Annotated in this window: 28 protein-coding genes; 21 read left to right on the forward strand and 7 right to left on the reverse strand. The window is 62.8% G+C overall.

The window, feature by feature from the left end; translation table 11 throughout:
* Positions 1–53: 53 nt before the first annotated feature.
* From BLR77_RS14215 to BLR77_RS14250, 8 genes are all read left to right on the forward strand, one after another.
* Complete coding sequence (locus BLR77_RS14215; RefSeq protein ID WP_072424168.1) at positions 54–263, forward strand: YgdI/YgdR family lipoprotein; 210 nt, start codon at positions 54–56, stop codon at positions 261–263.
* 227 nt (positions 264–490) lie between these two features.
* Positions 491–1,702, forward strand: coding sequence for a CmpA/NrtA family ABC transporter substrate-binding protein (locus tag BLR77_RS14220; protein ID WP_074678813.1), 1,212 nt, complete (start codon positions 491–493; stop codon positions 1,700–1,702).
* A 19-nt stretch (positions 1,703–1,721) separates the two neighbouring features.
* Positions 1,722–2,300 (forward strand): ANTAR domain-containing response regulator, encoded by a 579-nt coding sequence (locus tag BLR77_RS14225; protein WP_036999951.1) that lies wholly within the window; start codon positions 1,722–1,724, stop codon positions 2,298–2,300.
* 304 nt (positions 2,301–2,604) lie between these two features.
* Positions 2,605–3,654: a polysaccharide lyase family 7 protein gene (locus tag BLR77_RS14230; RefSeq protein WP_238380572.1), complete on the forward strand. Its 1,050-nt coding sequence runs from the start codon at positions 2,605–2,607 to the stop codon at positions 3,652–3,654.
* Positions 3,655–3,805: 151 nt separating this feature from the next.
* Complete coding sequence (alaC, locus tag BLR77_RS14235) at positions 3,806–5,035, forward strand: alanine transaminase (protein WP_074678817.1); 1,230 nt, start codon at positions 3,806–3,808, stop codon at positions 5,033–5,035.
* A 162-nt stretch (positions 5,036–5,197) separates the two neighbouring features.
* A complete protein-coding gene (locus BLR77_RS14240) occupies positions 5,198–5,920 on the forward strand; it encodes a 1-acylglycerol-3-phosphate O-acyltransferase (protein WP_072424172.1) in 723 nt (240 codons plus the stop codon).
* Between the two features lie 146 nt (positions 5,921–6,066).
* Positions 6,067–6,261 carry a hypothetical protein gene (locus tag BLR77_RS14245; RefSeq protein WP_074678819.1) on the forward strand — a complete coding sequence of 65 codons (195 nt, stop codon included), beginning with the start codon at positions 6,067–6,069 and terminating at the stop codon, positions 6,259–6,261.
* Between the two features lie 10 nt (positions 6,262–6,271).
* Positions 6,272–6,514 (forward strand): hypothetical protein, encoded by a 243-nt coding sequence (locus BLR77_RS14250; RefSeq protein ID WP_074678821.1) that lies wholly within the window; start codon positions 6,272–6,274, stop codon positions 6,512–6,514.
* A gap of 42 nt (positions 6,515–6,556) precedes the next feature.
* Here BLR77_RS14250 and BLR77_RS14255 read toward each other — a convergent pair whose 3' ends face one another.
* Entirely contained in the window at positions 6,557–7,282 is a 726-nt protein-coding gene (locus tag BLR77_RS14255) for an amidotransferase (protein ID WP_074678823.1), read from the reverse strand.
* A 297-nt stretch (positions 7,283–7,579) separates the two neighbouring features.
* Here BLR77_RS14255 and BLR77_RS25900 point away from each other — a divergent pair, with 297 nt between their 5' ends.
* From BLR77_RS25900 to BLR77_RS14265, 3 genes are read left to right on the forward strand one after another with little or no spacing between them, the layout of a single operon-like run.
* The gene (locus BLR77_RS25900; RefSeq protein WP_280522797.1) at positions 7,580–7,693 is read left to right on the forward strand and encodes a PA2485 family small membrane protein; all 114 of its coding nucleotides are present in this window, start codon (positions 7,580–7,582) and stop codon (positions 7,691–7,693) included.
* 21 nt (positions 7,694–7,714) lie between these two features.
* Positions 7,715–7,915 carry a type III secretion system co-regulatory protein PtrC gene (ptrC, locus tag BLR77_RS14260; RefSeq protein WP_074678825.1) on the forward strand — a complete coding sequence of 67 codons (201 nt, stop codon included), beginning with the start codon at positions 7,715–7,717 and terminating at the stop codon, positions 7,913–7,915.
* A 55-nt stretch (positions 7,916–7,970) separates the two neighbouring features.
* On the forward strand, positions 7,971–8,237 hold the full coding sequence (locus tag BLR77_RS14265; protein WP_074678827.1) for a PepSY domain-containing protein: 267 nt from the start codon (positions 7,971–7,973) through the stop codon (positions 8,235–8,237).
* Positions 8,238–8,341: 104 nt separating this feature from the next.
* Here BLR77_RS14265 and BLR77_RS14270 read toward each other — a convergent pair whose 3' ends face one another.
* Together BLR77_RS14270 and BLR77_RS14275 are read right to left on the reverse strand one after the other, a co-directional pair.
* Positions 8,342–10,489 carry a 3-hydroxyacyl-CoA dehydrogenase NAD-binding domain-containing protein gene (locus BLR77_RS14270; protein WP_074678829.1) on the reverse strand — a complete coding sequence of 716 codons (2,148 nt, stop codon included), beginning with the start codon at positions 10,487–10,489 and terminating at the stop codon, positions 8,342–8,344.
* 90 nt (positions 10,490–10,579) lie between these two features.
* Positions 10,580–11,785, reverse strand: a complete 1,206-nt coding sequence (locus BLR77_RS14275) for an acetyl-CoA C-acetyltransferase (RefSeq protein ID WP_074678831.1) — start codon at positions 11,783–11,785, stop codon at positions 10,580–10,582.
* A gap of 678 nt (positions 11,786–12,463) precedes the next feature.
* On the opposite strand from BLR77_RS14275, the gene BLR77_RS14280 reads away from it, so the two are divergent.
* From BLR77_RS14280 to BLR77_RS14295, 4 genes are read left to right on the forward strand one after another with little or no spacing between them, the layout of a single operon-like run.
* On the forward strand, positions 12,464–12,823 hold the full coding sequence (locus BLR77_RS14280) for a rhodanese-like domain-containing protein (protein WP_074678833.1): 360 nt from the start codon (positions 12,464–12,466) through the stop codon (positions 12,821–12,823).
* Positions 12,820–13,617, forward strand: a complete 798-nt coding sequence (locus BLR77_RS14285; RefSeq protein ID WP_074678835.1) for a c-type cytochrome — start codon at positions 12,820–12,822, stop codon at positions 13,615–13,617. The genes BLR77_RS14280 and BLR77_RS14285 overlap by 4 nt, the downstream gene beginning before the upstream one ends.
* A 9-nt stretch (positions 13,618–13,626) precedes the next feature.
* On the forward strand, positions 13,627–14,025 hold the full coding sequence (locus BLR77_RS14290; protein WP_074678837.1) for a VOC family protein: 399 nt from the start codon (positions 13,627–13,629) through the stop codon (positions 14,023–14,025).
* Positions 14,012–14,329, forward strand: coding sequence for a hypothetical protein (locus BLR77_RS14295; protein ID WP_074678839.1), 318 nt, complete (start codon positions 14,012–14,014; stop codon positions 14,327–14,329). Before BLR77_RS14290 ends, BLR77_RS14295 begins: the two co-directional genes overlap by 14 nt.
* Before the next feature lie 4 nt (positions 14,330–14,333).
* Here BLR77_RS14295 and BLR77_RS14300 read toward each other — a convergent pair whose 3' ends face one another.
* The 4 genes from BLR77_RS14300 to BLR77_RS14315 form a co-directional block, all read right to left on the reverse strand.
* Positions 14,334–15,131 carry a transglutaminase family protein gene (locus BLR77_RS14300; protein WP_074678841.1) on the reverse strand — a complete coding sequence of 266 codons (798 nt, stop codon included), beginning with the start codon at positions 15,129–15,131 and terminating at the stop codon, positions 14,334–14,336.
* On the reverse strand, positions 15,128–16,078 hold the full coding sequence (locus tag BLR77_RS14305) for an alpha-E domain-containing protein (RefSeq protein WP_074678843.1): 951 nt from the start codon (positions 16,076–16,078) through the stop codon (positions 15,128–15,130). The genes BLR77_RS14300 and BLR77_RS14305 overlap by 4 nt, the downstream gene beginning before the upstream one ends.
* 2 nt (positions 16,079–16,080) lie before the next feature.
* Positions 16,081–17,490: a circularly permuted type 2 ATP-grasp protein gene (locus tag BLR77_RS14310; protein ID WP_074678845.1), complete on the reverse strand. Its 1,410-nt coding sequence runs from the start codon at positions 17,488–17,490 to the stop codon at positions 16,081–16,083.
* A gap of 388 nt (positions 17,491–17,878) precedes the next feature.
* Entirely contained in the window at positions 17,879–18,553 is a 675-nt protein-coding gene (locus tag BLR77_RS14315; RefSeq protein ID WP_238380573.1) for an alpha/beta family hydrolase, read from the reverse strand.
* A gap of 101 nt (positions 18,554–18,654) precedes the next feature.
* Between BLR77_RS14315 and ccoN (BLR77_RS14320) the strand changes: the two genes are divergently transcribed.
* From ccoN (BLR77_RS14320) to ccoO (BLR77_RS14345), 6 genes are all read left to right on the forward strand, one after another.
* Positions 18,655–20,094: a cytochrome-c oxidase, cbb3-type subunit I gene (gene ccoN / locus BLR77_RS14320; RefSeq protein ID WP_074678849.1), complete on the forward strand. Its 1,440-nt coding sequence runs from the start codon at positions 18,655–18,657 to the stop codon at positions 20,092–20,094.
* Entirely contained in the window at positions 20,094–20,702 is a 609-nt protein-coding gene (ccoO, locus tag BLR77_RS14325; protein WP_074678851.1) for a cytochrome-c oxidase, cbb3-type subunit II, read from the forward strand. Before ccoN (BLR77_RS14320) ends, ccoO (BLR77_RS14325) begins: the two co-directional genes overlap by 1 nt.
* A gap of 5 nt (positions 20,703–20,707) precedes the next feature.
* Positions 20,708–20,887, forward strand: coding sequence for a cbb3-type cytochrome oxidase subunit 3 (locus BLR77_RS14330; protein ID WP_083366073.1), 180 nt, complete (start codon positions 20,708–20,710; stop codon positions 20,885–20,887).
* Positions 20,884–21,810, forward strand: coding sequence for a cytochrome-c oxidase, cbb3-type subunit III (ccoP, locus tag BLR77_RS14335; protein WP_074678853.1), 927 nt, complete (start codon positions 20,884–20,886; stop codon positions 21,808–21,810). The genes BLR77_RS14330 and ccoP overlap by 4 nt, the downstream gene beginning before the upstream one ends.
* 343 nt (positions 21,811–22,153) lie before the next feature.
* On the forward strand, positions 22,154–23,596 hold the full coding sequence (gene ccoN / locus BLR77_RS14340; RefSeq protein WP_074678855.1) for a cytochrome-c oxidase, cbb3-type subunit I: 1,443 nt from the start codon (positions 22,154–22,156) through the stop codon (positions 23,594–23,596).
* A complete protein-coding gene (gene ccoO, locus BLR77_RS14345) occupies positions 23,596–24,204 on the forward strand; it encodes a cytochrome-c oxidase, cbb3-type subunit II (RefSeq protein ID WP_017677204.1) in 609 nt (202 codons plus the stop codon). The genes ccoN (BLR77_RS14340) and ccoO (BLR77_RS14345) overlap by 1 nt, the downstream gene beginning before the upstream one ends.
* Positions 24,205–24,209: the final 5 nt, after the last annotated feature.

Consider the following 24,209-nt stretch of genomic DNA (forward strand, 5'->3'; position numbering starts at 1 on the left):
CCGTCTACCTTCTGAAAAGGGGAGCCCCCCCGATCACCCGTCAGGAGCACGTCATGAAGCCATGGATCATCGCCGCCCTGTGCCTGTTCGGCCTGGCCGGCTGCAGCAGCGAGTACATCATCACCACCACCGATGGCCAGATGCTCACCAGCGACGGCAAGCCGGAACTGGACAAGGACACCGGCATGCTCGAATTCACCGATAGCGAAGGCCGCAAGCAGCAGATACCGCAGAGCAGCGTGAAGCAGATGCTGGAGCGCTGAACACTTCACCCAACAGCGCAGATTCTGCGCACTGGCATATGCCTTGCTTTCTCTCCATGCAGTGAGCCTCTCCGGCGACGGACAAGGCCCGAACGACAACGGCGTCGTATCCGCGCGCGGCCCTTTACGGCGGTGATCGGTACGACGCCTTTTTTCTGGGCCACCCGCACAGCCGTGCAAACCCCAGCCGGCGGCTCGGAACCCAATGCGTGGATGAAGGAAGCGACATGAGCGAACAGCATATCCCTCGCGGCGACGCCCTGGCCTGGGTCGGCGGCAGCGATGCACCGGAAAAGAGCGTGCTGAACATCGGTTTCATGGCCCTGAGCGATTCCGCCTCGGTGATAGTCGCGGCCACCCAGGGCTTTGCCGAGAAATACGGGCTGAGCCTCAAGCTGCAACGCCAGGCCTCCTGGGCCGGCCTGCGCGACAAGCTGCTCAATGGCGAGCTGGACGCCGCCCATAGCCTTTATGGGCTGATCTATGGCGTGCAACTGGGTCTCGGCGGCGCAGCGGCCACCGACATGGCGGTACTCATGGGCCTCAACCAGAACGGCCAGAGCATCAACCTGTCGCATACGCTGCAAACCGCAGGCGTGACCAGCGGCGAAGCACTGCACCAGCACGTGCACCAGAACGGGGCGAGACTGACCTTCGCCCAGACCTTCCCCACCGGCACCCATGCGATGTGGCTCTACTACTGGCTGGCCAGCCAGGGCATCCACCCCCTGCGCGACGTCGACAGCGTGGTGGTGCCACCGCCGCAGATGATCGAACACCTGGTGGCCAAGCGCATCGATGGCTTCTGTGTCGGCGAACCCTGGACCGCCAAGGCGGTCGACGAACAGCTCGGCTGCACCCTGACCACTATTCAGGCAATCTGGCCGGATCACCCCGAGAAGGTGCTTGGCTGCACCCGCTCTTTCGCCCTGCAGAACCCCAACACCGCCCGCGCGCTGATCATGGCGGTACTCGACGCCGCCCGCTTCATCGATCAGAGCGAGGAGAACAAGCGCAGTACAGCCCAATTGCTCAGCGGCAGCGACTATGTTGACGCCCCCCTCTCAGCCATCACACCGCGCTTTCTCGGCCAGTACCAGAATGGCCTCGGACAGGCCTGGCAGGATGCTCACCCGCTGCGTTTCCATGGCGGGGGCGCTGTGAACATGCCCTACCTGTCCGACGCCATGTGGTTCATGACCCAATTCCGCCGCTGGGGCCTGCTGCGCAGCGACCCCGACTACCTGGGCATCGCCCGCCAGGTTCAGCAATTGAGCCTGTATCGACAGGCCGCCGAAGCGCTCGATGTCCCCGTCCCCGCGCAGATGCGTAGCTCCATACTGCAGGATGGCAGTTGCTGGGATGGCAGCGACCCCGCCGCCTACGCCCGCAGCTTCCGTCTCCACGCCCTGGCCGACAGCCCCGCCGTCGCCCTGTAACCGCCCTGGAGAGTCCCCGATGCTGCGTATCCTGCTGATCAACGACACCCCGAAGAAGGTCGGGCGCCTGAAATGCGCGCTGATCGAGGCGGGTTTCGAGGTCATCGACGAATCCGGGCTGACCATCGATCTGCCGGAGCGGGTCGAGGCCGTGCGCCCCGACGTGATCCTGATCGACACCGAATCGCCCGGCCGCGACGTGATGGAACAGGTAGTACTGGTCAGCCGCGACCAACCACGCCCGATTGTCATGTTCACCGACGAGCATGACCCCGGCGTGATGCGCCAGGCGATCCAGAGTGGCGTCAGCGCCTACATCGTCGAAGGCATCCACGCCCAACGCCTGCAACCCATCCTCGACGTCGCCATGGCCCGCTTCGAGAGCGATCAGGCACTGCGCGCCCAGCTCCAGGCGCGCGACGCCCAACTGGCTGAGCGCAAGCGCGTCGAACTGGCCAAGGGGCTGCTGATGAAAATGAAGAGCTGCAACGAAGAAGAGGCCTACACCCTGATGCGGCGGCAGGCCATGAGCCGTCAGCAGAAGCTGATTCAGGTGGCCGAGCAGATCATTGCCATGCACGACATGCTGGGTGGCTGAGCAAGCTGGCAATTTTGATGCCATGAAGCCATCACAAAACGACCGATCATCTGAAACCACGCCGGAGGAGCAGGACGAGGCTGAACTCATGCGCGCCGCCACGGGTCATGTTTGGGGTTCAACGGGGGGAATCAAGGAGTTACCACTCGCCCGGAGAACCCTATCCATGGACAGGTCCACCCGTGTCGCTGATGCCACGGAACGACCGGTCATCTAGAGCATGACTTCAGGAAAAACAACGATGAACAACAATCTTGTTGTAGCGCCTAGCAAGCGTAGTTACGCCGCCGCAATTGGAGCTGCAGTGACGGGCTCTCTATTGAGCTTCACCAGTCAGGCCGAACTGCGCCCGGAACTGGCTCCCGGCGGCAACTTCGCATTGGAGAACTGGTCTTTGACCTTGCCAGTGGACGAGGAAGGAAACAACCAGGGTCGTGCTCAGACCCTGTATCCCGACCGACTCAGCGGTCCGCAGGGTTATACCTCTCCCTATTTCCGCACCGATACCGACGGCGCCATGACCTTCTGGGTACCCGCCAACGGTGCGCTTTCAGCTCGCGCAGACTACGCCCGCGCCGAACTGCGGCAGATGATCGATCCCAGCTCGAACGCAGTGAACTGGGACAACCAGGGCCGCGCGCACCTGGACGCACGCCTGCGCGTTCTGCAGGCGCCGGTGAGCAACGGCCTGGTCGCCGTTGGCCAGATCCATGCTTATGAGGCCATGCCGCTGGTCACCCTGTACTACCAGTACGACATGGACGCTCAGAGCGGGCGCCTCATGGCCAGAGTCAAGGAAAGCCCGGAAGGCGCAGAAGAGCCCAAACGCTACAACCTCGCCGAGGGAATTCAACTGGGTCAGGCATTCGTCTACCGCCTGGGCATGGCGCGTAATCGGGATGGCGTGGCAGAGGTCTCCATCTCGATCAACGGTGCCCCTGCCATCCAGGTTCCGCTGGACCCGGCCTGGGATAGCCGAACCTTCTACTTCAAGGCAGGCGCCTTCCTGAACAGCCGTAACGACAACAGCGAAGATGGCGCGCTGGTCAAGTTCTATCGACTGGCCACCAGCCATCCCGCTGCAGGGCTGCACATCACCCAGCTCTCCGCACTGCCACCAGCATCGGTAGGCACCCCCTATTCCGTGCAACTGGAATCGCGCGGTGGCGTGGGCGGCACGACCTGGCGCCTGGTCAGCGGCTTCCCGCCGGCCGGCCTGACTCTGGGCAGCGACGGCGTGCTCAGTGGCGAGCCGCAGAATGCCACGTCGATTCCCGATGACTTCACCGCGCAGATTCGCGACGCCAACGGCAACACCGTTTCCAAGAAGTTCTCCATCGTCATCAATCCCTGAGGCCAGCCTCGACTGATGATTGGCTGAGCCCCTGCGGGGGCTCAGCCAATGCTCGACAGAATCCCCCGCTGCGCTTATCTTCTCGCCAGGCCGCCAGATGTGGCCAACGTCGCTCGGACGGTTCCGGGCGCTCACGTATCCCGAGGAAATCATGGCTGAGAACGCCAAGCGCCGTTTTGCGCGCATCGATCGTCTCCCCCCCTACGTCTTCAACATCACCGCCGAACTCAAGATGGCTGCACGCCGTCGCGGCGAGGACATCATCGACTTCTCCATGGGTAACCCCGACGGTGCGACTCCGCCGCACATCGTCGAGAAGCTCGTGCAGGTCGCCCAGCGTGAAGACACCCACGGATACTCCACCTCCCGCGGTATTCCCCGCCTGCGCCGCGCCATCTCGCGCTGGTACAAGGACCGCTACGACGTGGAGATCGATCCGGAAAGCGAGGCCATCGTCACCATCGGCTCCAAGGAAGGCCTCGCGCACCTGATGCTGGCCACCCTGGATCATGGCGACACCGTACTGGTGCCCAACCCCAGCTACCCGATCCATATCTACGGCGCGGTGATCGCCGGCGCCCAGGTGCGTTCCGTGCCGCTGGTGCCAGGCGTGGACTTCTTCGCCGAGCTGGAGCGCGCCATTCGCGAGTCGATTCCCAAGCCGAAGATGATGATTCTCGGCTTCCCCTCCAACCCCACCGCACAGTGCGTGGAGCTGGACTTCTTCGAGCGCGTGGTGACCCTGGCCAAGCAATATGACGTACTGGTGATTCATGACCTGGCCTACGCCGACATCGTCTATGACGGCTGGAAAGCCCCTTCGATCATGCAAGTCCCCGGCGCCAAGGACATCGCGGTGGAGTTCTTCACCCTGTCCAAGAGCTACAACATGGCCGGCTGGCGCATCGGCTTCATGGTCGGCAACCCGGAGCTGGTCAGCGCCCTGGCGCGGATCAAGAGCTACCACGACTACGGCACCTTCACACCACTGCAGGTAGCGGCCATCGCCGCGCTGGAAGGTGATCAACAGTGCGTGCGCGACATCGCCGAACAGTACCGTCAGCGCCGCAACCTGCTGGTCAAGGGCCTGCACGAGATCGGCTGGATGGTGGAAAAACCCAAGGCCTCGATGTACATCTGGGCCAAGATTCCCGACGCCTACGCCCACCTGGGCTCGCTGGAGTTCGCCAAGAAGCTGCTGGCAGAAGCCAAGGTCTGCGTCTCGCCCGGTCTGGGTTTTGGCGACTACGGCGACGATCACGTGCGCTTCGCGCTGATCGAGAACCAGGACCGCAGCCGTCAGGCGCTGCGCGGTATCAAGGCAATGTTCCGCGCAGACGGCCTACTGCCGGGCAAGCCGGCCAGAACCGAGACCGAGTAGCAATGGAGGGCGCCGTGAGGCGCCCTTTCCGTATGGCCATGGAAGCCGACAATTTCTGCGACAATTCAGGACGTTACGCACGCCCAGTGGTAGTTTCGGGCAATTGCCCGGCAGAGTGAACGCCCGTACACTGCGCGCCCCTTCCCTGACGGTTCTCCCCCAATGCTCTTCGTTTTGCGCATGCTGCTCATGGGCGTGCATTTCATCCTGGCCGGTCTGCTCGGTTTGCTGCTCGGCCTGTGCCGCCCGTTCAACCCGGACAACAGCCGCCTCTGCGCACGTCTCTATTCATTGCCCGCCCTGTGCCTGCTGCGCCTGAAGCTGAAGACCGACGTACGCCCGCTGCTGGAACACCAGCGCTCCTGCGTGATCATCGCCAACCACCAGTCCAACTTCGATCTCTACGTGCTTGGCCGCGTGGTACCGGAGCGCACCGTGAGCATCGGCAAGAAGAGCCTCAGGTGGGTACCCTTCTTCGGTCAGCTCTACTGGCTGGCCGGCAACGTGCTGATCGACCGCAGCAATGCCGTGGCCGCCAAGCGCGCGATGCTGACCACCACCGAAACCCTGCGCAATCGCGACACATCGATCTGGGTCTTCCCGGAAGGTACGCGCAACCTTGGCCGAGGCCTGCTGCCGTTCAAGAAAGGCGCGTTTCAGATGGCGATCACGGCCGGCGTACCGATCATCCCGGTGTGCGTGAGCAACTACAGCAAAGCCATGCGCCTGAATCGCTGGAACAGCGGCCGCATCCTGATTCGCTCGCTGCCGGCAATCCCCACTGCCGGCCTGAGCCTGGACGACATGCCCGCGCTGATGGAGCGTTGCCAACAGGCCATGAGCGAATGCATCAGCAGCATGGACAAGGAACTGGCGTCTGCGTGAGGTGTAACGCGGGATGCCGGAGCAAGCGGGCAACCCGCGCCTGCTATCAAATCCATCGATAGTTACTCTGCAGAGCATCCATTATTCAATCGAAATGACTTCGACGATTCTGTGCCCACACCCACTCCTGACCTGGAGCACAGAACATGACCCGCCTCTCTCAAGCTGCCCGCAACGGCGCCCTCGCTGCCATCGGCCTGTACCTGATCAGCACCTCGACGGTGCTGGTCGTGAGTTACGCCACCTTGCAGCCAAGCACTTCAACCGTTGAACAACCAGGCCCGCTGCAAAGCCTGATCACTCATTTGCCCGCTCTGCTCGGCGCGCTCTCGCAGGGATGAGTGAACGGCCATGATCAGAACCCAACGCACTCGCCTGCTGATGCTCGCCAGTCTGTCCCTGCTGACCACACTGCTCGCACTCGGCGGTATTGGCAAAGGCTCGGCCGGTGCCGTGGCGCGCAATATCGAATCCTGCCACAAACTGGCTCATCACCTGGATCTGACCGAAAACCTCAAGCGAAGCCGGAGCAGCCCGCCACCGAATAAGAGCGAAAGGCTCTCGCCCTACTTCGCACCCACTCTGCAAACATGAAAAAGCCCGGAAAACCGGGCTTTTTCATGGGTTGAATCAGGCTCAGGCTTTGCTTTCCTTGCCTTGAGCGACAAAGCGCATCATCCACTCAGCCACAGCGCTGCCCTGCTGCGAATGCTTGAGGCTGTCCATGCCCTGCTGATAGATCTGCTCACCGAGATGCTGCTGGCGCAGATCGAGCAATGCGCGCGAGTAATCGTGGACGAACTCCGGATGCCCCTGGAAGCACAGCACCTGATCCTCGATATGGTAGGCGCCGATCGGGCAGAAATCGCTGGAAGCCAGCAGCGTGGCCTTCTCCGGCAACCGGGTGACCTGATCCTGGTGGCTGATCAGCAATTGCAACTCGTCCAGCGCCGGGCTCATCCACTCGGGCTTGCCTGCCAGACGGTAACTGTGCACCCCGACGCCCCAGCCTTGCTCGGCACGCTCGGCCTTGCCGCCGAGCAAAAGCGCCAGCAGTTGATGGCCAAAACAGATGCCCAGCAGCTTGTCGCCACGCTTGTAGCGTTCGAGCAGGTACTCCTTTAGCGTCTGAATCCAGGGATCGCTACCGAAGGAATCGGCCTTGCTGCCGGTCACCAGATAGGCATCGAACTTTTCGCTATCGGGCGGGTAATGCCCCTCCACCACGTTGTAGACACTGAACTCCGCCTTGACCGGCTGTTGAGCGAACAGTTGCTCGAACATGCGGCCATACCCCTGGTACTGGTCGACCAGTTCGGGGCGGAGGATGTCAGTTTCCAGGATGCAGATACGCAGTGACATGAGGTTTCCTGTGGTCAACACGGAGGACGGGGGATTTGTGCGTTTTACTTAACACATGAATCTGCACAAAGAAATAGCCGGGCCTGATTTTCAAATACTTTTGCCCCTGGCTTGCACTGTGCAACGCCATGCACAGTCGTCAATTAAAATTGACAAGCCAGGGCATGAGTGCCGAACCCAAGCCTTATCAGCCGTCTCGATAGTTATCATGCACACCATTCACTTCTGTGATTGCGCGCCCGGGGAGACTATCTCCACATCGGGCAGCCGCCCTCATTGCACAGAAGGAAATCGATCATGAGCATTTACGCCGCACTCGCCAGCTTCGCTGCCGCCTCCGCCTTCCATACCGCCGCACCGGTTCGTCCCGAGCAGACTGCCCCCGCAGCCCGCGACGTTCGTCCGAGCTGACACAAGCGCAGGAGAGCAGCCATGCACAGCCAACTCAGCCATGACGCCTACGGCGTCACCTATGTCCACCTGAAAGACGGCGGCCTGCAGTTCGAGACCGAGGCCGCCCTGCAGCTCGATGATGGCAGCATGCTGACCCTGCGCATGCCGACTCTTCACAGCGAGATTCTGGCAATTCACGAAGCCGTGTGCATCCGCCAGGGCTGGTGTCATGCGGCGTGAAAACGCCATGGTCTAGACTCCGCCAGGCATCTTCAATGGAACGAGGAACTGGCCCATGCGTACATGCAACCTGATCGCCCTGCTCGCAGGCAGCCTGCTGCTGACCGGAAACGCCCTGGCGGATCGCCCCGGCAGCGACTGGATCAGCATCGAGGATGCCCTGAGCAAGGCCCGTGCAGCCGGTTATACCGAACTGCACAAGATCGAAGCCGACAATGATGGCTACTGGGAAGGCGAAGGCCTGAAACAGGATGGCCGCCTCTACGAGTTTCGCATCGACGGCAAGAGTGGTCAGGTGCTTCGCGACCAGTTGGAAGACTGATCAAAATGGAAACGGCCCTTGCGGGCCGTTTCTGCTTGCCTGGCAGAGTTGCCAGCGGCGCTCTCGGTGCGCATGGCGCATCCTGAGCAGCCCGCCTGACTTTTTTATCTGAAGACTTCACCCTTGGCGGCCTTCTCCAGCAACAGCGCCGGTGGCAGGAAGCGCTCGCCGTACTGCTCGGCCAGATATTGTGCACGGGCGACGAAGTCCCTCACCCCGTACTGGTTGATGAACTGCAGCGCACCACCGGTCCAGGCGGCGAAGCCTATGCCGAAGATCGAGCCGATATTGGCGTCGGCCACCGACTTCAACACACCCTCTTCCACGCAGCGCACCGTCTCGATGGCCTGGATGAACAGAATGCGATCACGCACGTCCTCCTGCGGAATCTGCGCATCGGCCTTCTCGAAGCGCGCCTTGAGCTCGGGCCACAGGTGCTTCTTGCCGCCTGCCGGGTAATCGTAGAAACCGCCACCGGCCGCCTTGCCTGGGCGCTTGTACTCGTTAAGCATCAGATCGATCACCGCAAAGGCCGGGTGCTCGGGAATGGATTTGCCTTCAACTGCCAGATCCTGGATGGTCTGCAGGCGGATGTGATTCATCAGGCTCATCGACACTTCGTCGCTGATCGCCAGCGGGCCGACCGGCATGCCGGCCTTGCGCGCCTCGTTCTCGATCATCGCCGCGCTGACGCCTTCGCCGAGCATGGCCAGACCTTCGTTGGTGAAGGTGCCGAACACGCGCGAGGTGAAGAAGCCGCGGCTGTCGTTGACCACGATAGGCGTCTTCTTGATCAGCATGACGTAGTCGAAGCCGCGCGCCAGGGTCTCGTCGCTGGTCTGCTCGCCGCGGATGATCTCTACCAGCGGCATCTTGTCCACCGGGCTGAAGAAGTGCAGGCCGATGAATGTCTCGGGGCGCTGAACGGCGCCAGCCAGACCGGTGATCGGCAGCGTCGAGGTGTTGGAGGCAATCACCGCATCGCTCAGTGCTGCGGCCTCGGCGGCAGCGGTGACCTTGCCCTTGAGCGCACGGTCCTCGAACACCGCTTCGATGATCAGGTCGCAGCCGTCGAAGTCCGCCTCGTTGTCGGTGGCCTTGATCAGCGCCAGGAATGCCTCACGCTGCTCGGCGCTCATGTGGCCCTTGCCGACCTTCTTGTCCAGCAGCTTGGCCGAGTAGGCCTTGCCCTTCTCCGCCGCCTCGAGGGACACATCCTTGAGCACCACTTCGATGCCGGCAGCCGCCGAAACGTAGGCGATACCGGCGCCCATCATGCCGGCACCAAGCACGCCGACTTTCTTCGTCTGGGTTTTCGGGTAGCCCTGTGGGCGCGAGCCGCCAGCGTTGATCTCATTGAGCTGGAACCAGAAGGTACCGATCATGTTCTTCGCTACCTGACCACAGGTGAGCTCGGTGAAGTAGCGCGCCTCGATGATCTGCGCGGTGTCGAAGTCGACCTGTGCGCCCTCGACGGCGGCGCACATGATCTTCTCCGGCGCCGGGAAGCAGCCCTTGGTCTTGTCGCGCAGCACGCTCGGGGCGATGGCCAGCATCTGCGCCACGCTCGGCGAGCTCGGCGTGCCACCGGGAATCTTGTAGCCCTGCACGTCCCAGGGCTGTTTGGCGGCAGGGTTGGCGGCGATCCAGGCACGGGCCTTGGCCAGCATCTCATCACGACCGCTGGCCAGATCGTGGATCAACCCTGCCTTGAGCGCTGCCTCCGGACGGACCTTCTTGCCTTCGGCCAGATATGGCAGCGCCTTTTCCAGGCCGAGGATGCGCACCATGCGCACCACACCGCCACCGCCCGGCAGCAGGCCCAGGGTCACCTCCGGCAAGCCGAGCTGCACGTGGCTCTCGTTCAGCGCGATGCGGTGGTGGCAGGCCAGGGCGATTTCCCAGCCGCCGCCCAGCGCTGCGCCGTTGATGGCAGCGACCACGGGCTTGCCGAGGGTTTCCAGACGGCGCAGCTGGCCCTTGATCCTCAGGATCATCTCGTAGAAGCCCTGGGCCTCGGCCTGGGTGACCTTGATCAGTTCATTGAGGTCACCGCCGGCGAAAAAGGTCTTCTTCGCCGAGGTGACGATCACCCCGGCAATCGAATCCCTTTCCACTTCCAGGCGGTCGACGATCTTGCCCATGGCCTCGCGGTACACCGCGTTCATGGTGTTGGCGCTCTGGCCGGGCATGTCCATGGTCAGGACGACGATAGCGTCCTGGCCTTTTTCGTAACGGATGGCGTCAGTCATTTTTGTATTCTCTTCCCAAAGCTGTGGGAGCTGCGTAGGGCGGGTGCAACCCGCCAGCACACGAATGGCGGGTTTCACCCGCCCTACCGATCAGATTCGTTCGATGATGGTGGCGATGCCCATGCCGCCGCCCACGCAGAGGGTGGCAAGGCCGTAGCGCAGCTGACGTTTTTCCAACTCATCGAGCAACGTACCAAGGATGGCGCAACCGGTGGCGCCCAGCGGGTGGCCCATGGCGATGGAGCCGCCGTTGACGTTGACCTTGTCCTCGCTCACGCCCATGTCCTTCATGAACTTCATCACCACCGAGGCGAAGGCCTCGTTGACCTCGAACAGATCGATGTCGTCGATGGACAGCCCCGCCTTGGCCAGTGCCTTACGCGTGGCCGGCGCCGGGCCGGTGAGCATGATGGTCGGGTCGGTGCTGGTCACCGCCGTGGCGACGATGCGCGCGCGCGGCTTCAGGCCCAGTTCCTTGCCCTTGGCCGCCGAGCCGATCAGCATCAGCGCCGCGCCATCGACGATGCCGGAGCTGTTGCCCGGCGTGTGCACGTGCTCGATGCGCTCGACATGGCTGTAGACGCGCAGCGCGGTGGCGTCGAAGCCCATCTGCCCCATCATCTCGAAGCTCGGCTTGAGCTTGCCCAGGCCATCAAGGGTGGAATCGCCACGAATGAATTCGTCATGGTCGAGCAGCACGATGCCGTTCTGGTCGGTCACCGGCACCAGCGACCTGGCGAACGAGCCATCGGCGCTGGCGCGTGCGGCCTTGTGCTGCGAGCGCAGGGCGAAGGCATCGACATCGGCGCGGCTGAAACCCTCCAGGGTGGCGATCAGGTCGGCACCGATACCCTGCGGTACGAAATTGGTGTGGATGTTGGTTTCCGGGTCCATCACCCAGGCGCCGCCGTCCGAGCCCATGGGCACGCGCGACATGGACTCCACGCCACCGACCACCACCAGATCCTCGAAGCCGGAGCGCACCTTCATCGCCCCCATGTTCACCGCTTCCAGCCCCGAGGCGCAGAAGCGGTTGAGTTGCACGCCCGCCACACTGACGTCCCAGTCCGCGACCATGGCGGCGGTCTTGGCGATATCGGCGCCCTGATCGCCTACGGGCGTCACGCAGCCCAGCACGATGTCGTCCACCTGGCTGGTATCCAGATCGTTGCGCGTTTGCAGGGCATTGAGTAGGCCAGCAATCAGCTGAACCGGTTTGACGCTGTACAGCGCGCCGTCCTTCTTACCCTTGCCACGCGGTGTGCGTACCGCATCGAAAATATATGCTTCGGTCATGGCGTCCTCGGAGACTGATACGGCGCTGGCGGAACATTACGGACCGGCCGCGCCTGTTCTTATTGAGCCTGACTACCATAGCGCCGGTACATCAGCGCTCAATGACCTAAGCGCTCAGCACCATTGACCGCTGAGCTCAGACGAACGGTCGTTTGCTCGACCGGATACCTGCAAGGGCAAGCAAGCTGTCTGCCTCAAGGCCTGCATTGTTGCGGAGGACCTCGTACATAGCCTCAGCTTCCTAACAGTACTTCGTTAGCAACCAAACCATCTAAGGAAGCTGTGACGCCAGCCCTAGAGTTACCTCCACACCCGTGCAAAAAAACGGGTACAGGGAGCCGTCGCCGGGTCATGCCGGGACGGTGAATCAGAGTAACGCCCAGGTGTGACGCAGCGACTGTCAGACAGTGATGCAGGCGCCCGACGCCACTCCCATAACAACAAAAGGCATGCGGCCATGTTCAAACAGCCGAAATATCGCCAGGCTGGTGTAATCCTCTTCGCCACGGCACTCATCCTGATCCTTCCCAACCTGACCCGTCTGGTCAGCTGAACGTCCACCCTCCCCGCTGCTGTGCCGACGCCGTGGTGCGCTCAGTGCAGGGCGGGCGCTTGCTTGTGGACGGCGCGCTGACTTCGGGCAAAGATAGGCAAAAGCCCCCTGCCCTGGAGCCGGACATGCGTCTTCTCATCTTGTTGAGCGGCCTGCTCACCTTTCTTAGCGCCCAGGCCGAAGAAGTCGATCAGGCTGCCGCTCTGGCCACCCTGCAACGGGCCGACAGCCTGCTGATCGACGTACGTAGCAGCGAGGAATTTTCCGCTGGCGCCCTGCCTGGCGCCATTCGCATCGGTCATGAGGAGATCGCTGCGCAGATCGCGAGCATCGCGCCGGACAAGGACAGTCCCGTGGTGCTCTATTGCCGCAGCGGCCGCCGCTCGGGCCTTGCCAAGCAAAGCCTGGAAGCGCTGGGTTACCGCCAGGTCATCAATGCCGGCGCTTATGACGATCTGCTACCTCTGCTGGAGACCGAGGAGTGAAGGCACTGCTACTTGCACTGTTGGTTCTGGGCGGCACGGCGCAGGCTACGCAGCTCGAGATACATCTGAACGGCGGCCAACGCAACTGGAGCAGCGGCGAGTTGCTCAGCCACCCGCAGGCACGCGACATCGAGATAGACGAAGACGTGAGTTACAAGCGGCCCATGCGTTACCGAGCGGTGCCCATAAGCGTCCTGCTGGACGGTGTGAGCGCAGGTGACCATCTGCAAGCCGTAGCCCTGGATGGTTTCGCCGCCGAGCTGCCGGCCGCCACCCTGCTGGCCCGCGAGGGTGCCAAGGCGTGGCTGGCCATCGAGGACCCGCAAAACCCCTGGCCACCGCTGGCCAAGGGCAAGCCCAGCGCCGGCCCCTTCTATCTGGTCTGGACCGATCCGGCCGCCAGCCAGATCGGCCCGGAGCAGTGGCCCTTCCAGGTCGCCCGGATTCGCCAGCTCGCCGCGGTCGAACAGCGCTTCCCTGCCCTGCTGCCTGCAGCGGACGCCAGTGCCGAAGTCCAGGCAGGCTTCGCCGCCTATCAGAAGAACTGCATGGCCTGCCATCGCCTCAATGGCGCGGGTGACGCCGAGTTCGGACCCGACCTGAATATTCCCCACAACCCGACCGAGTACTTCACCGGCGAATTTCTGCACCAGTACATCCGCGACCCGCAAAGCCTGCGGCGCTGGCCACAGGGGCGCATGCCAGGTTTCAGCGAACAGACCCTCAGCGCCATGGAACTGGAGCAACTGATCGGCTATCTGCAGCATATGGCGCAGCGCAAGATCACCCGCTAGGAGGACGGCATGCATCGCAGCAGGCTGGGCAACATCGTCATCGACTGCAACACGGGCGACCTGCTGGCCGACGCCCGATTCTGGAGCCAGGCGCTCGGCTATCCGCTGCCGGAGACAATCGACGGCGACAGCCCGTTCATCCAGCTACTGACCCCGCCAGGAGAAGTGCAGGTGATCATCCAGCGCGTGGGGCATGAAGCCCGTGCCCATCTGGACATCGACACCGATTCGATCAGCGATGAAGTCGTGCGCCTGGAACACCTCGGTGCCACGGTCGTAACCCGCAAGGACGCCTGGGTGGTGATGCAGGCGCCCAGCGGTCATCGCTTCTGCGTCGGCAGCCCCTACCGCGCCGGCTTCGACGAACACGCCAACCACTGGAACACGAGCACAGATGCAAAGACCTGAATTCACGGACGAAGAACGCGCCCTCATCCTGGCGGTCGCCAGCGGCAGCGACAGCCAGTTCGAACGCATCCTCGGGCACCTGCCCTGGATCGCGCCGGGCATCGCCTTCATCGCCTACGGCGCGCTAAGCGGACAACTGCACGCCGTCACCATCGGCGCCCTGTCGGTTCTCCTCTACCAGTTCTGGGGGCTGGTCCAGGAGCTGCGGTATTCGGCGCTCTATACGGCGATCTTCCGCAAGATCGCCCGCCAGTTGGGTGAGCCGGCGGCAACCACGGCACAAGACCCGCCGGAGCTACGATAACGCCTTACTGCTGACGCACCTGCAACAACGGCGCAACCTGCACCTGCGCGTGCATCTGCTCGCAGCCTCCGCCACGGCGCATACCGCGCACCGGGCAGGCATCGAGGTAATCCAGACCAACCGCCAGCTTGAGGTGCCGCTCCGGGCGCGCCAGGCAGTTGGTCACGTCGAAGCTGTACCAGGCGTCGCCTACCCAGGCCTCGGCCCAGGCATGGCTGGCCAGGTGCTCGGCGTCATCGGTATAGAGATAGCCCGACACATAGCGCGCCGGCACGCCGAGGCTGCGCGCGCAGGCGAGGAAAGCATGGGTGTGATCCTGGCAGACGCCACGGCGACCGGCGAAGGCCTCGGCGGCGCTGGTGTCCACTTCGGTGATACCGGGCTGATAGGCGATATGAGCATTGAGCGCATGCATCAGATCGATCAGGCCGTTGCGATCCGTGCGTGCCTTGCTCTGCTGCGCAGCGAATTCACGGATGGCGTCGTCGGCCTGGGTCAGGCGGGTGAAGCGCAGGAACGGCAGCGCCGACTGGCGCTCGTGCTCGGCCTCGCAGGCTTCGTCGATGTCTACCTGGCCGCGGGCGCCAATGACGATGGACTCGTGCGGCTCGTCCAAGGTCAACACGTGCAGTATGTTGCCGTAGGGGTCGAGCTGGGCATGCACCGGGCGCGGCAGGTCGAGCTGCCAGCTGAGCACCTGCTGGCGCTCGCTGTCGTGCGGGGTCAGGCGCAGGTACTGGATGCTCGCGCGCACCTGATCATCGTAATGGTAGGTGGTGTCATGGCTGATCGAGAGTCTCATGCGACCTCCAGGTAGGACGTATGGATGGTGTTGCCCAGCTGGCGCACCAGCAGGATGAAGTCGGTAAGCCAGGCGTGCAGGCCTTCATCGAGCACTTCGTCGATGCTGGTGTAGCGCAAGCGCGCATCCAGTTCGGCGGCCAGGCGCTGCGCCGGACGACCGTTCTCTCCAGGTAGACCGGCGAGCATCAGATTGAGTTCTTCCATGCAGGCACGCAGCGAGCGCGGCACATCCGGGCGTAGCAGCAGCAGTTCGGCGACCTTGCGCGTGCGTGGCGAGCCACGGTAGCTCTCGGCGAAGGCTTCGAACGAGGACAACGCTCTCAGCAGCGCACTCCACTGGTAATAGCTGCGCGCAGTGCGCTCTTCCAGCTCGTCGATCTCCTCGCCGAGCATTTCATAACGCGCATCAAGCAGGCGCAGGGTGTTGTCGGCGCGCTCGATGAAGGTGCCCAGGCGGATGAAGCGATACGCCTCGCCGCGCATGATGGTGCCGAAGGTAGCGCCACGGAACAGGTGCGAACGCTCCTTGACCCACTCGCAGAAGCGGCTGATACCGTAGCGTCCCAGCCCCTGCTCGGCGATGCCGCGCATCTCCAGCCAGGTGGCGTTGATGTTCTCCCACATGTCCGCTGTGATCCGCCCGCGCACCGCATGGGCATTGCTGCGTGCAGCTTGCAGGCAACAGTAGATGCTGCCGGGGTTGCTCGCATCGAGAGCGAAGAAATGCAGCATGCGCTCGCCGTGCAGCGGACCGTGACGTTCCAGGTAATCGTCCAGGGCGCCAGTGATCAGCAGCGGCATGGCCAACTCATCCAGGCCATCGCCACGGCCGTCCTGCGGCATGAGTGACAGCGAATAGCTGACGTCGAGCATGCGCGCCAGGTTCTCGGCACGCTCCAGATAGCGCGACATCCAGTACAGATCGGAGGCAGTACGACTGAGCATGATTAGTCCTCCACCACCCAGGTGTCCTTGGTACCGCCGCCTTGCGACGAGTTGACCACCAGCGAGCCTTCGCGCAGTGCCACGCGAGTCAGGCCGCCGGGCACCAGGCGGGTTTCGCGGCCGGTCAGAACGAACGGACGCAGATCGATATGGCGCGGTGCGATACCACGCTCGACGAAGGTCGGGCAGGTCGACAGGCACAGCGTCGGCTGGGCGATGTAGGCCTCCGGCCTGGCGATCAGACGGGCACGGAAGTTCTCGATCTCGGCCTTGCTCGCCGCCGGCCCGACCAGCATGCCGTAGCCGCCAGAGCCCTGGGTCTCCTTGACCACCAGCTCGGACAGGTTGGCCAGCACGTGGGACAGCTCCTCCGGCTTGCGACACTGCCAGGTCGGTACGTTCTTGAGGATCGGCTCCTCGTCGAGATAGAAGCGGATCATGTCGCCGACATAGGGGTAGATCGACTTGTCATCGGCCACGCCGGTGCCGATGGCGTTGGCCAGCACCACGTTGCGTGAGCGATAGGCCGACAGCAGACCGGCAACCCCAAGCATCGAGTCGGGGTTGAAAGCCAAAGGGTCGAGGAAGGCGTCGTCAAGGCGACGGTAGATCACGTCCACCTGGCGCGCACCGGCGGTGGTGCGCATGTAGACCTTGTCGTCACGCACGAACAGGTCGGCGCCTTCCACCAGCTCCACGCCCATCTCGCGGGCGAGGAAGGCGTGCTCGAAATAGGCGCTGTTGAAGCGGCCCGGCGTCAGCACGACGACCGTGGGGTTGTCCAGGGGGCTGGAACTCTTCAGCGCGTCGAGCAGCAGGTTCGGATAGTGGTCCACCGGCGCAACACGCTGCGCGGCGAACAGCTCGGGGAACAGGCGCATCATCATCTTGCGGTCTTCGAGCATGTAGCTGACGCCGCTGGGGGTGCGCAGGTTGTCTTCCAGCACGTAGTAGCTGCCGTCGCCGTCACGCACCAGGTCGACCCCGGCGATGTGCGCGTAGATGTCGCGGTGCAGGTCGAGACCCTGCATGGCCATCTGGTAGCCCTCGTTGGCCAGCACCTGCTCGGCCGGAATGATGCCGGCCTTGATGATGCGCTGGTCATGATAGAGGTCGGCGAGAAACAGGTTGAGCGCCTGCACGCGCTGGATACAGCCGCGTTCGACGATGCGCCATTCGCTGGCGGGGATGGCGCGGGGAATGATGTCGAAGGGAATCAGGCGCTCGGTGCCCTGGTCATCCCCATAGAGGGTGAAGGTGATACCGGCGCGGTGAAACAGAAGGTCGGCCTCTCGGCGGCGCTGGGCCAGCAGATCGTCCGGCGTCTCTGCCAACCAGCGGGCAAATTCGCGGTAGTGCGGGCGGATAGCGCCGCTCGCGTCGTACATCTCGTCATAAAAGGTGCGGGCCATGCCGTACTCCTTGTCACCCGGACTTGCAGGTCTCTCTGCAAGGCCCGAGCCATCGCAATTAATCCTTTAATTTCAAATAGATACTAACAACACCCAAACAAAAAGCACCGCAATGGTGCAGCGCAATGTTTCTGTCATGAGACGCCGCCCCATTGCGTGGCACAGCAAAACGCCGCTGGCCATGGCGCAGTGCGCGGTGAAGGCAAAAAGCCTGCAGCGCCCGCCCTGCAGCGGCCTCCAGACACTTAGCCGTCACATTGCGTGACCAACCGGTCAAGCGCAACCGCTTTTGCACCGACCACGCGAGGAAAAAGTGTCTGAATGAAAGTGCGTAACCCGGATGAAATCCGGCTGCGAGAAGCAGCGGTCATGCGCACGAAGCGCTTCGTCATTTCGCGCCAAGAAAAGCCGCGATCAATCCCGCTGCCGTCTCGAGATGCTGCTCATGGCTGAAGCCGGACGCCTTCAATGGCTTGAGGTCATGATCGGCTGCCTGCAACCAGTGCAGCTCGATGGCGGGCGACAGGTCGTAGCCGGCAACGGCCTCGCGATTACCCAAGGCATCGCGCTCGCCCTGCACGATCAGCGTTGGCGTGCGCAAGTCGGCCAGATGTGCAACACGTGGCTTTTCCGGTTTGCCAGCCGCGTAGAAGGGATAGCCCAGACAGATCAGCGCAGAAGCGCCCAACTCGTCGGCCAACAGACTGGCCATGCGCCCGCCCATGGACTTGCCGCCAATGGCCAGCGGCCCTGCGACCCGTTGGCGCACCTGAGCATGTACCTCACGCCATTGCTGCAGCAGTTGCGCCTGCGGATTGGGTGGTCGTTTGCGTCCATCCGCCCGCCGCTGGGCCATGTAAGCGAACTCGAAGCGCACCACGCGCACGCCACGTGACGCCAGGCCTTGCGCCATGTGTTGCATGAACGGGCTGTCCATCGGCGCGCCCGCACCGTGGGCAAGGATCAAGGTGCCCAATGCCGCCTGCGGCGGTTCGTCCCACAAGCAGGGTAGCCCCTGCTCACATTGACCGGCGTCAATAAACCCAGATGGCCCTTTGCTCATGCTTGCCTCGCGTCGATATCCGTGGTGTCCGTGGCTTGCTCATGCCTGCGGCCGCCACGGTTATCGGCCGCTCTGCCATAACCGTGGATGGAAGCCCAGACATGAACACAACAACCCGTTCCGCCTACAACTACAGGGTGGTTCGCCAGTTCGCCATTATGACGGTGGTTTGGGGCATCGTCGGCATGGGACTCGGCGTATTCATCGCTGCCCAGCTGGCCTGGCCCGAACTGAACTTGAACCTACCGTGGACCAGCTTCGGCCGTCTGCGCCCGCTACACACCAATGCGGTGATCTTCGCCTTCGGCGGATGCGCACTGTTCGCCACCAGCTACTACGCAGTGCAACGCACCAGCCAGACCACGTTGTTCGCCCCCAAACTGGCGGCCTTCACCTTCTGGGGCTGGCAACTGGTGATCCTGCTGGCAGCCATCAGCCTGCCTATGGGCTGGACCAGCTCCAAGGAATACGCCGAACTGGAATGGCCGATCGACATCCTGATCACCATCGTCTGGGTCTCCTACGCCATCGTCTTCTTCGGCACGGTGATGCAGCGCAAGGTCAGCCACATCTACGTGGGTAACTGGTTCTTCGGTGGGTTCATCCTCACCGTGGCCATCCTGCACGTGGTCAACAACCTGGAAATTCCGGTCACCTTGACCAAGTCCTACTCGCTGTATGCGGGCGCCACCGATGCGATGATCCAGTGGTGGTACGGCCACAACGCCGTGGGCTTCTTCCTCACCGCCGGCTTCCTGGGGATGATGTATTACTTCGTACCCAAACAGGCCGGTCGCCCGGTCTACTCCTACCGCCTGTCCATCGTCCACTTCTGGGCGCTGATCGCGGTGTACATCTGGGCCGGCCCGCACCACCTGCACTACACCGCCCTGCCTGACTGGGCACAGTCGCTCGGCATGGTGATGTCGCTGATCCTTCTGGCACCCAGCTGGGGCGGCATGATCAACGGCATGATGACCCTCTCCGGCGCCTGGCACAAACTGCGTACCGACCCGATCCTGCGCTTTCTGGTGGTGTCCCTGGCCTTCTACGGCATGAGCACCTTCGAAGGCCCGATGATGGCCATCAAGACCGTCAACGCCCTGTCCCACTACACCGACTGGACCATCGGCCACGTACACGCTGGCGCCCTCGGCTGGGTCGCCATGGTGTCGATCGGCTCGCTGTATCACCTGATCCCGAAGGTGTTTGGTCGCGAGCAGATGCACAGCATCGGCCTGATCAACAGCCACTTCTGGCTGGCCACCATCGGTACCGTGCTCTACATCGCCTCGATGTGGGTCAACGGCATCACCCAGGGCCTGATGTGGCGCGCGGTCAACGAGGACGGCACCCTCACCTACTCCTTCGTCGAAGCGCTGGAAGCCAGCCATGTCGGCTTCGTGGTGCGGGTGATCGGCGGCGCGATCTTCTTCGCCGGCATGCTGCTGATGGCCTGGAACGTCTGGCTGACCGTACGTAGCGCGAAATCCACCGAGATGGAAGCCGCTGCGCAGTTCTCGGTAGAAGGAGCCCACTGATGAAACACGAGATTCTCGAGAAGAACATCGGCCTGATGGCTCTGGTGATGATCCTGGCGGTCAGCATCGGCGGCCTGACGCAGATTGTCCCGCTGTTCTTCCAGGACGTCACCAACGAGCCGGTCGATGGCCTCAAGCCCTACACCGCGCTGCAACTGGAAGGCCGCGACATCTACATCCGCGAGGGCTGCGTCGGCTGCCACTCGCAGATGATCCGCCCGTTCCGCGCCGAAACCGAGCGCTACGGCCACTACTCCGTCGCCGGTGAAAGCGTCTGGGACCACCCCTTCCTGTGGGGCTCCAAGCGTACCGGCCCGGACCTGGCCCGCGTCGGCGGCCGCTACTCGGACGAGTGGCATCGCGCCCACCTGTACAACCCGCGCAACGTCGTGCCGGAGTCGATCATGCCCGCCTACCCCTGGCTGGTGGAGCAGAGCCTCGATGGCAAGGACACCGCCAAGAAGATGAGCGCTCTGCGCATGCTTGGCGTGCCCTACAGCGAAGAAGATATCGCCGCTGCCAGCGACGCGGTCAGGGGCAAGAGCGAGATGGATGCTCTGGTCGCCTACCTGCAGGTGCTCGGCACCGCCGTGAAGAACAAGAGGTGAGCGCCATGTTCGAGTTAATCGATATCGGCACCCTGCGCGGCCTAGGCTCCGCGCTGGTACTGATCGCCTTCACCGCCGTCACCCTCTGGGCCTACAGCGGCAAACGCCGCGACGCCTTCGCCGAAGCGGCCAACCTGCCCTTCGCTGATGAGCCCAAGCCCGCCGTTTCGAGGACCCAAGCATGACCACCTTCTGGAGTTGGTACATCACCCTGCTGACCGTGGGTTCGCTGGTCGCGCTGTTCTGGCTGATCTTCGCCACCCGCAAGAGCGAAGTGCACAAGAACCCGACCGAGCAGACCATGGGGCACTCCTTCGATGGCATCGAGGAGTATGACAACCCACTGCCCAAGTGGTGGTTCATGCTGTTCCTCGGCACCCTGGTGTTTTCCGTTGGCTATCTGCTGCTCTACCCGGGCCTGGGCAACTTCAAGGGCCTGCTGCCGGGCTATGAGGATGGCTGGACCCAGGTCAACCAGTGGCAGCGCGAAATGGATCGTGCCGATGAGCTGTACGGCCCGATCTTCGCCAAATACGCCGCCATGCCCATCGAAGAAGTAGCCAAGGACGAGCGCGCGCTGAAGATGGGCGGACGCCTGTTCGCCTCCAACTGCTCGGTCTGCCACGGCTCCGATGCCAAGGGCAGCTATGGCTTCCCCAACCTGGCGGACAACAGCTGGCGCTGGGGCGGCGAGCCGGAGGCCATCAAGGCCACCATCATGCATGGCCGCGTTGGCGTGATGCCGGCGCAAGGCCCGATGATCGGCGAAGATGGCGTACGTAACGTCGCTGCCTACGTCCTCACCGAGCTGGGCGGTCGTGAACTGCCGGAAGATGCACAGGCCGACGTCGCCGCCGGCAAGCAGATCTTCGCCACCCTCTGCTCCGCTTGCCACACCCCGGCCGGCACCGGCATGGCCGTGATGGGCGCGCCGGATCTGACTCAGCCCAGCGCCTTCATCTACGGCAGCAGCTTCGCCCAACTGCAGCAGACCATCCGCTATGGTCGCAGCGGCAACATGCCGGCTCAGGGTGACTTCCTCGGCAATGACAAGGCTCACCTGCTGGCCGCCTACGTGCTCAAGCTGAGCCAAGGCGAGAGCAAGTAACGCCCGCTTTACCGGCGACCCTGTCGCGGTCGCCGGTCCCTCCTTATATGTGTGCGACTCAGTGTCGCACCTGCCGACCAATAGCCCTGCATTCTCCTTGATCTGGGCTAAGCTGCCTTTCAGTCGCCATCTGTCACAACTCTAAGGCGATCCTTTCTTAGCGCTGCGCAAACTGGTTGCGCAAAAAGCTGCAGAGCTGTTTCCGAGATCGTTCCTAACGACTCGCGAAAGGCCCTGAAACCCTATTCGTGTCGGCACCTTGCGTTGCAATGGCTACCTGCTTTCTCCATACTTGCCGCCGATTTTTGCCCCATAAAAATCCATTAACCGTGGAACCCCTAGCATGAGCACAGCAATCAGTCAGACTGCTTATAACTATAAGGTGGTCCGCCAGTTCGCCATTATGACGGTGATCTGGGGGGTCATTGGGATGAGTCTAGGTGTGTTCATCGCCGCACAACTTGTGTGGCCAGAACTCAACCTGAACCTGCCGTGGACCAGCTTCGGCCGTCTGCGCCCGCTGCATACCAACGCGGTGATCTTCGCCTTCGGCGGCTGCGCCCTGATGGCCACCTCGCTTTATGTAGTGCAACGTACCAGTCAGGTTCGCCTGATCTCCGACGGCCTGGCCGCCTTCGTCTTCTGGGGCTGGCAGGCGGTTATCGTGCTCGCCGTCATCAGCCTGCCGATGGGCTGGACCAGCTCCAAGGAATACGCCGAGCTGGAATGGCCGATCGATATCCTCCTGGGCATCGTCTGGGTCGCATACGCCCTCGTGTTCTTCGGCACCATCGTCAAGCGCAAGACCAAACACATTTATGTGGGCAACTGGTTCTTCGGTGCGTTCATTCTGGTCACCGCGATGCTGCACATCGTCAACAGCGCCGCCATGCCGGTGAGCCTGTTCAAGTCGTACTCGGCCTACGCCGGCGCGACCGACGCGATGATCCAGTGGTGGTACGGCCACAACGCCGTGGGCTTCTTCCTGACCACCGGCTTCCTGGGCATGATGTACTACTTCGTACCCAAGCAGGCCGAGCGTCCGATCTACTCCTATCGCCTGTCCATCGTGCACTTCTGGGCGCTGATCACCCTGTACATCTGGGCCGGTCCGCACCACCTGCACTACACCGCTCTGCCGGACTGGGCGCAGTCCCTGGGCATGGCCATGTCGGTCATCCTGCTGGCACCGAGCTGGGGCGGCATGATCAACGGCATGATGAGCCTGTCCGGCGCCTGGCATAAGCTGCGCACCGACCCGATCCTGCGCTTCCTGGTGGTGTCCCTGGCGTTCTACGGTATGTCGACCTTCGAAGGCCCGATGATGGCGATCAAGACCGTCAACGCCCTGTCCCACTACACCGACTGGACCATCGGCCACGTGCACGCTGGCGCCCTCGGCTGGGTCGCGATGATCTCCATCGGCTCGCTGTATCACCTGATTCCCAAGGTTTTCGGCCGCGAGCAGATGCACAGCATCGGCCTGATCAACACCCACTTCTGGCTGGCCACCATCGGCACCGTGCTCTACATCGCCTCGATGTGGGTCAACGGCATCACCCAGGGTCTGATGTGGCGTGCGGTCAACGAGGACGGCACCCTCACCTACTCCTTCGTCGAAGCGCTGGAAGCCAGCCATGCAGGTTATGTCGTGCGCATGATCGGCGGCGCCTTCTTCGTCGCCGGCATGCTGCTGATGGCCTACAACACCTACCGCACCGTGCGTGCCGCCAAGCCGGCTGAATACGAAGCGGCTGCGCAGATTCCCGCCGGAGTAGCTCACTGATGAAACACGAAATCATCGAGAAGAATATCGGCCTGATGGCGTTGCTGATGGTGATTGCCGTCAGCATCGGTGGCCTGACCCAGATCGTCCCGTTGTTCTTCCAGGACGTCACCAACGAGCCGGTGGAAGGCCTCAAGCCCTACACCGCAATGCAGCTGGAAGGTCGCGATATCTACATCCGTGAAGGCTGCGTAGGCTGCCACTCGCAGATGATTCGTCCGTTCCGCGCCGAAACCGAGCGTTACGGCCACTACTCCGTCGCCGGCGAAAGCGTCTGGGATCACCCCTTCCTGTGGGGTTCCAAGCGTACCGGCCCGGACTTGGCCCGCGTCGGCGGCCGCTACTCGGACGAGTGGCATCGTGCCCACCTGTACAACCCGCGCAACGTCGTGCCTGAATCGAAGATGCCCGCCTACCCATGGCTGGTGGAGAACAAGCTCGACGGTCGCGACACCGCCAAGAAGATGGAAGTCATGCGTGGCTTCGGCATTCCCTACACCGACGAAGATATCGCCGGTGCTCGTGATGCCGTGAAAGGCAATACCGAAATGGACGCGCTGATCGCGTACCTGCAGGTTCTCGGCACTTCCATCAAGAACAAACGGTAAGACGC

This window comes from Ectopseudomonas alcaliphila (assembly GCF_900101755.1).
In the GTDB taxonomy this organism is placed as follows: Bacteria; Pseudomonadota; Gammaproteobacteria; order Pseudomonadales; family Pseudomonadaceae; genus Aquipseudomonas; species Aquipseudomonas alcaliphila.

Excerpts from the sequence above, each read along its gene's own strand:
- BLR77_RS14330 (WP_083366073.1), top strand. The coding sequence starts at position 20,708 with ATGTTCGAGTTAATCGATATCGGCACCCTGCGCGGCCTAGGCTCCGCG.
- ptrC (WP_074678825.1), top strand. The coding sequence starts at position 7,715 with ATGCACAGCCAACTCAGCCATGACGCCTACGGCGTCACCTATGTCCAC.
- ccoO (WP_017677204.1), top strand. The coding sequence starts at position 23,596 with ATGAAACACGAAATCATCGAGAAGAATATCGGCCTGATGGCGTTGCTG.
- BLR77_RS14215 (WP_072424168.1), top strand. The coding sequence starts at position 54 with ATGAAGCCATGGATCATCGCCGCCCTGTGCCTGTTCGGCCTGGCCGGC.
- ccoP (WP_074678853.1), top strand. The coding sequence starts at position 20,884 with ATGACCACCTTCTGGAGTTGGTACATCACCCTGCTGACCGTGGGTTCG.
- BLR77_RS14245 (WP_074678819.1), top strand. The coding sequence starts at position 6,067 with ATGACCCGCCTCTCTCAAGCTGCCCGCAACGGCGCCCTCGCTGCCATC.
- BLR77_RS14305 (WP_074678843.1), bottom strand. The coding sequence starts at position 16,078 with ATGCTCAGTCGTACTGCCTCCGATCTGTACTGGATGTCGCGCTATCTG.
- BLR77_RS25900 (WP_280522797.1), top strand. The coding sequence starts at position 7,580 with ATGAGCATTTACGCCGCACTCGCCAGCTTCGCTGCCGCCTCCGCCTTC.
- BLR77_RS14270 (WP_074678829.1), bottom strand. The coding sequence starts at position 10,489 with ATGACTGACGCCATCCGTTACGAAAAAGGCCAGGACGCTATCGTCGTC.
- BLR77_RS14240 (WP_072424172.1), top strand. The coding sequence starts at position 5,198 with ATGCTCTTCGTTTTGCGCATGCTGCTCATGGGCGTGCATTTCATCCTG.
- BLR77_RS14275 (WP_074678831.1), bottom strand. The coding sequence starts at position 11,785 with ATGACCGAAGCATATATTTTCGATGCGGTACGCACACCGCGTGGCAAG.
- BLR77_RS14250 (WP_074678821.1), top strand. The coding sequence starts at position 6,272 with ATGATCAGAACCCAACGCACTCGCCTGCTGATGCTCGCCAGTCTGTCC.
- BLR77_RS14220 (WP_074678813.1), top strand. The coding sequence starts at position 491 with ATGAGCGAACAGCATATCCCTCGCGGCGACGCCCTGGCCTGGGTCGGC.
- BLR77_RS14290 (WP_074678837.1), top strand. The coding sequence starts at position 13,627 with ATGCATCGCAGCAGGCTGGGCAACATCGTCATCGACTGCAACACGGGC.
- ccoO (WP_074678851.1), top strand. The coding sequence starts at position 20,094 with ATGAAACACGAGATTCTCGAGAAGAACATCGGCCTGATGGCTCTGGTG.
- BLR77_RS14310 (WP_074678845.1), bottom strand. The coding sequence starts at position 17,490 with ATGGCCCGCACCTTTTATGACGAGATGTACGACGCGAGCGGCGCTATC.
- BLR77_RS14225 (WP_036999951.1), top strand. The coding sequence starts at position 1,722 with ATGCTGCGTATCCTGCTGATCAACGACACCCCGAAGAAGGTCGGGCGC.
- BLR77_RS14315 (WP_238380573.1), bottom strand. The coding sequence starts at position 18,553 with ATGAGCAAAGGGCCATCTGGGTTTATTGACGCCGGTCAATGTGAGCAG.
- BLR77_RS14295 (WP_074678839.1), top strand. The coding sequence starts at position 14,012 with ATGCAAAGACCTGAATTCACGGACGAAGAACGCGCCCTCATCCTGGCG.
- ccoN (WP_074678855.1), top strand. The coding sequence starts at position 22,154 with ATGAGCACAGCAATCAGTCAGACTGCTTATAACTATAAGGTGGTCCGC.
- BLR77_RS14280 (WP_074678833.1), top strand. The coding sequence starts at position 12,464 with ATGCGTCTTCTCATCTTGTTGAGCGGCCTGCTCACCTTTCTTAGCGCC.
- alaC (WP_074678817.1), top strand. The coding sequence starts at position 3,806 with ATGGCTGAGAACGCCAAGCGCCGTTTTGCGCGCATCGATCGTCTCCCC.
- BLR77_RS14265 (WP_074678827.1), top strand. The coding sequence starts at position 7,971 with ATGCGTACATGCAACCTGATCGCCCTGCTCGCAGGCAGCCTGCTGCTG.
- BLR77_RS14300 (WP_074678841.1), bottom strand. The coding sequence starts at position 15,131 with ATGAGACTCTCGATCAGCCATGACACCACCTACCATTACGATGATCAG.
- ccoN (WP_074678849.1), top strand. The coding sequence starts at position 18,655 with ATGAACACAACAACCCGTTCCGCCTACAACTACAGGGTGGTTCGCCAG.
- BLR77_RS14255 (WP_074678823.1), bottom strand. The coding sequence starts at position 7,282 with ATGTCACTGCGTATCTGCATCCTGGAAACTGACATCCTCCGCCCCGAA.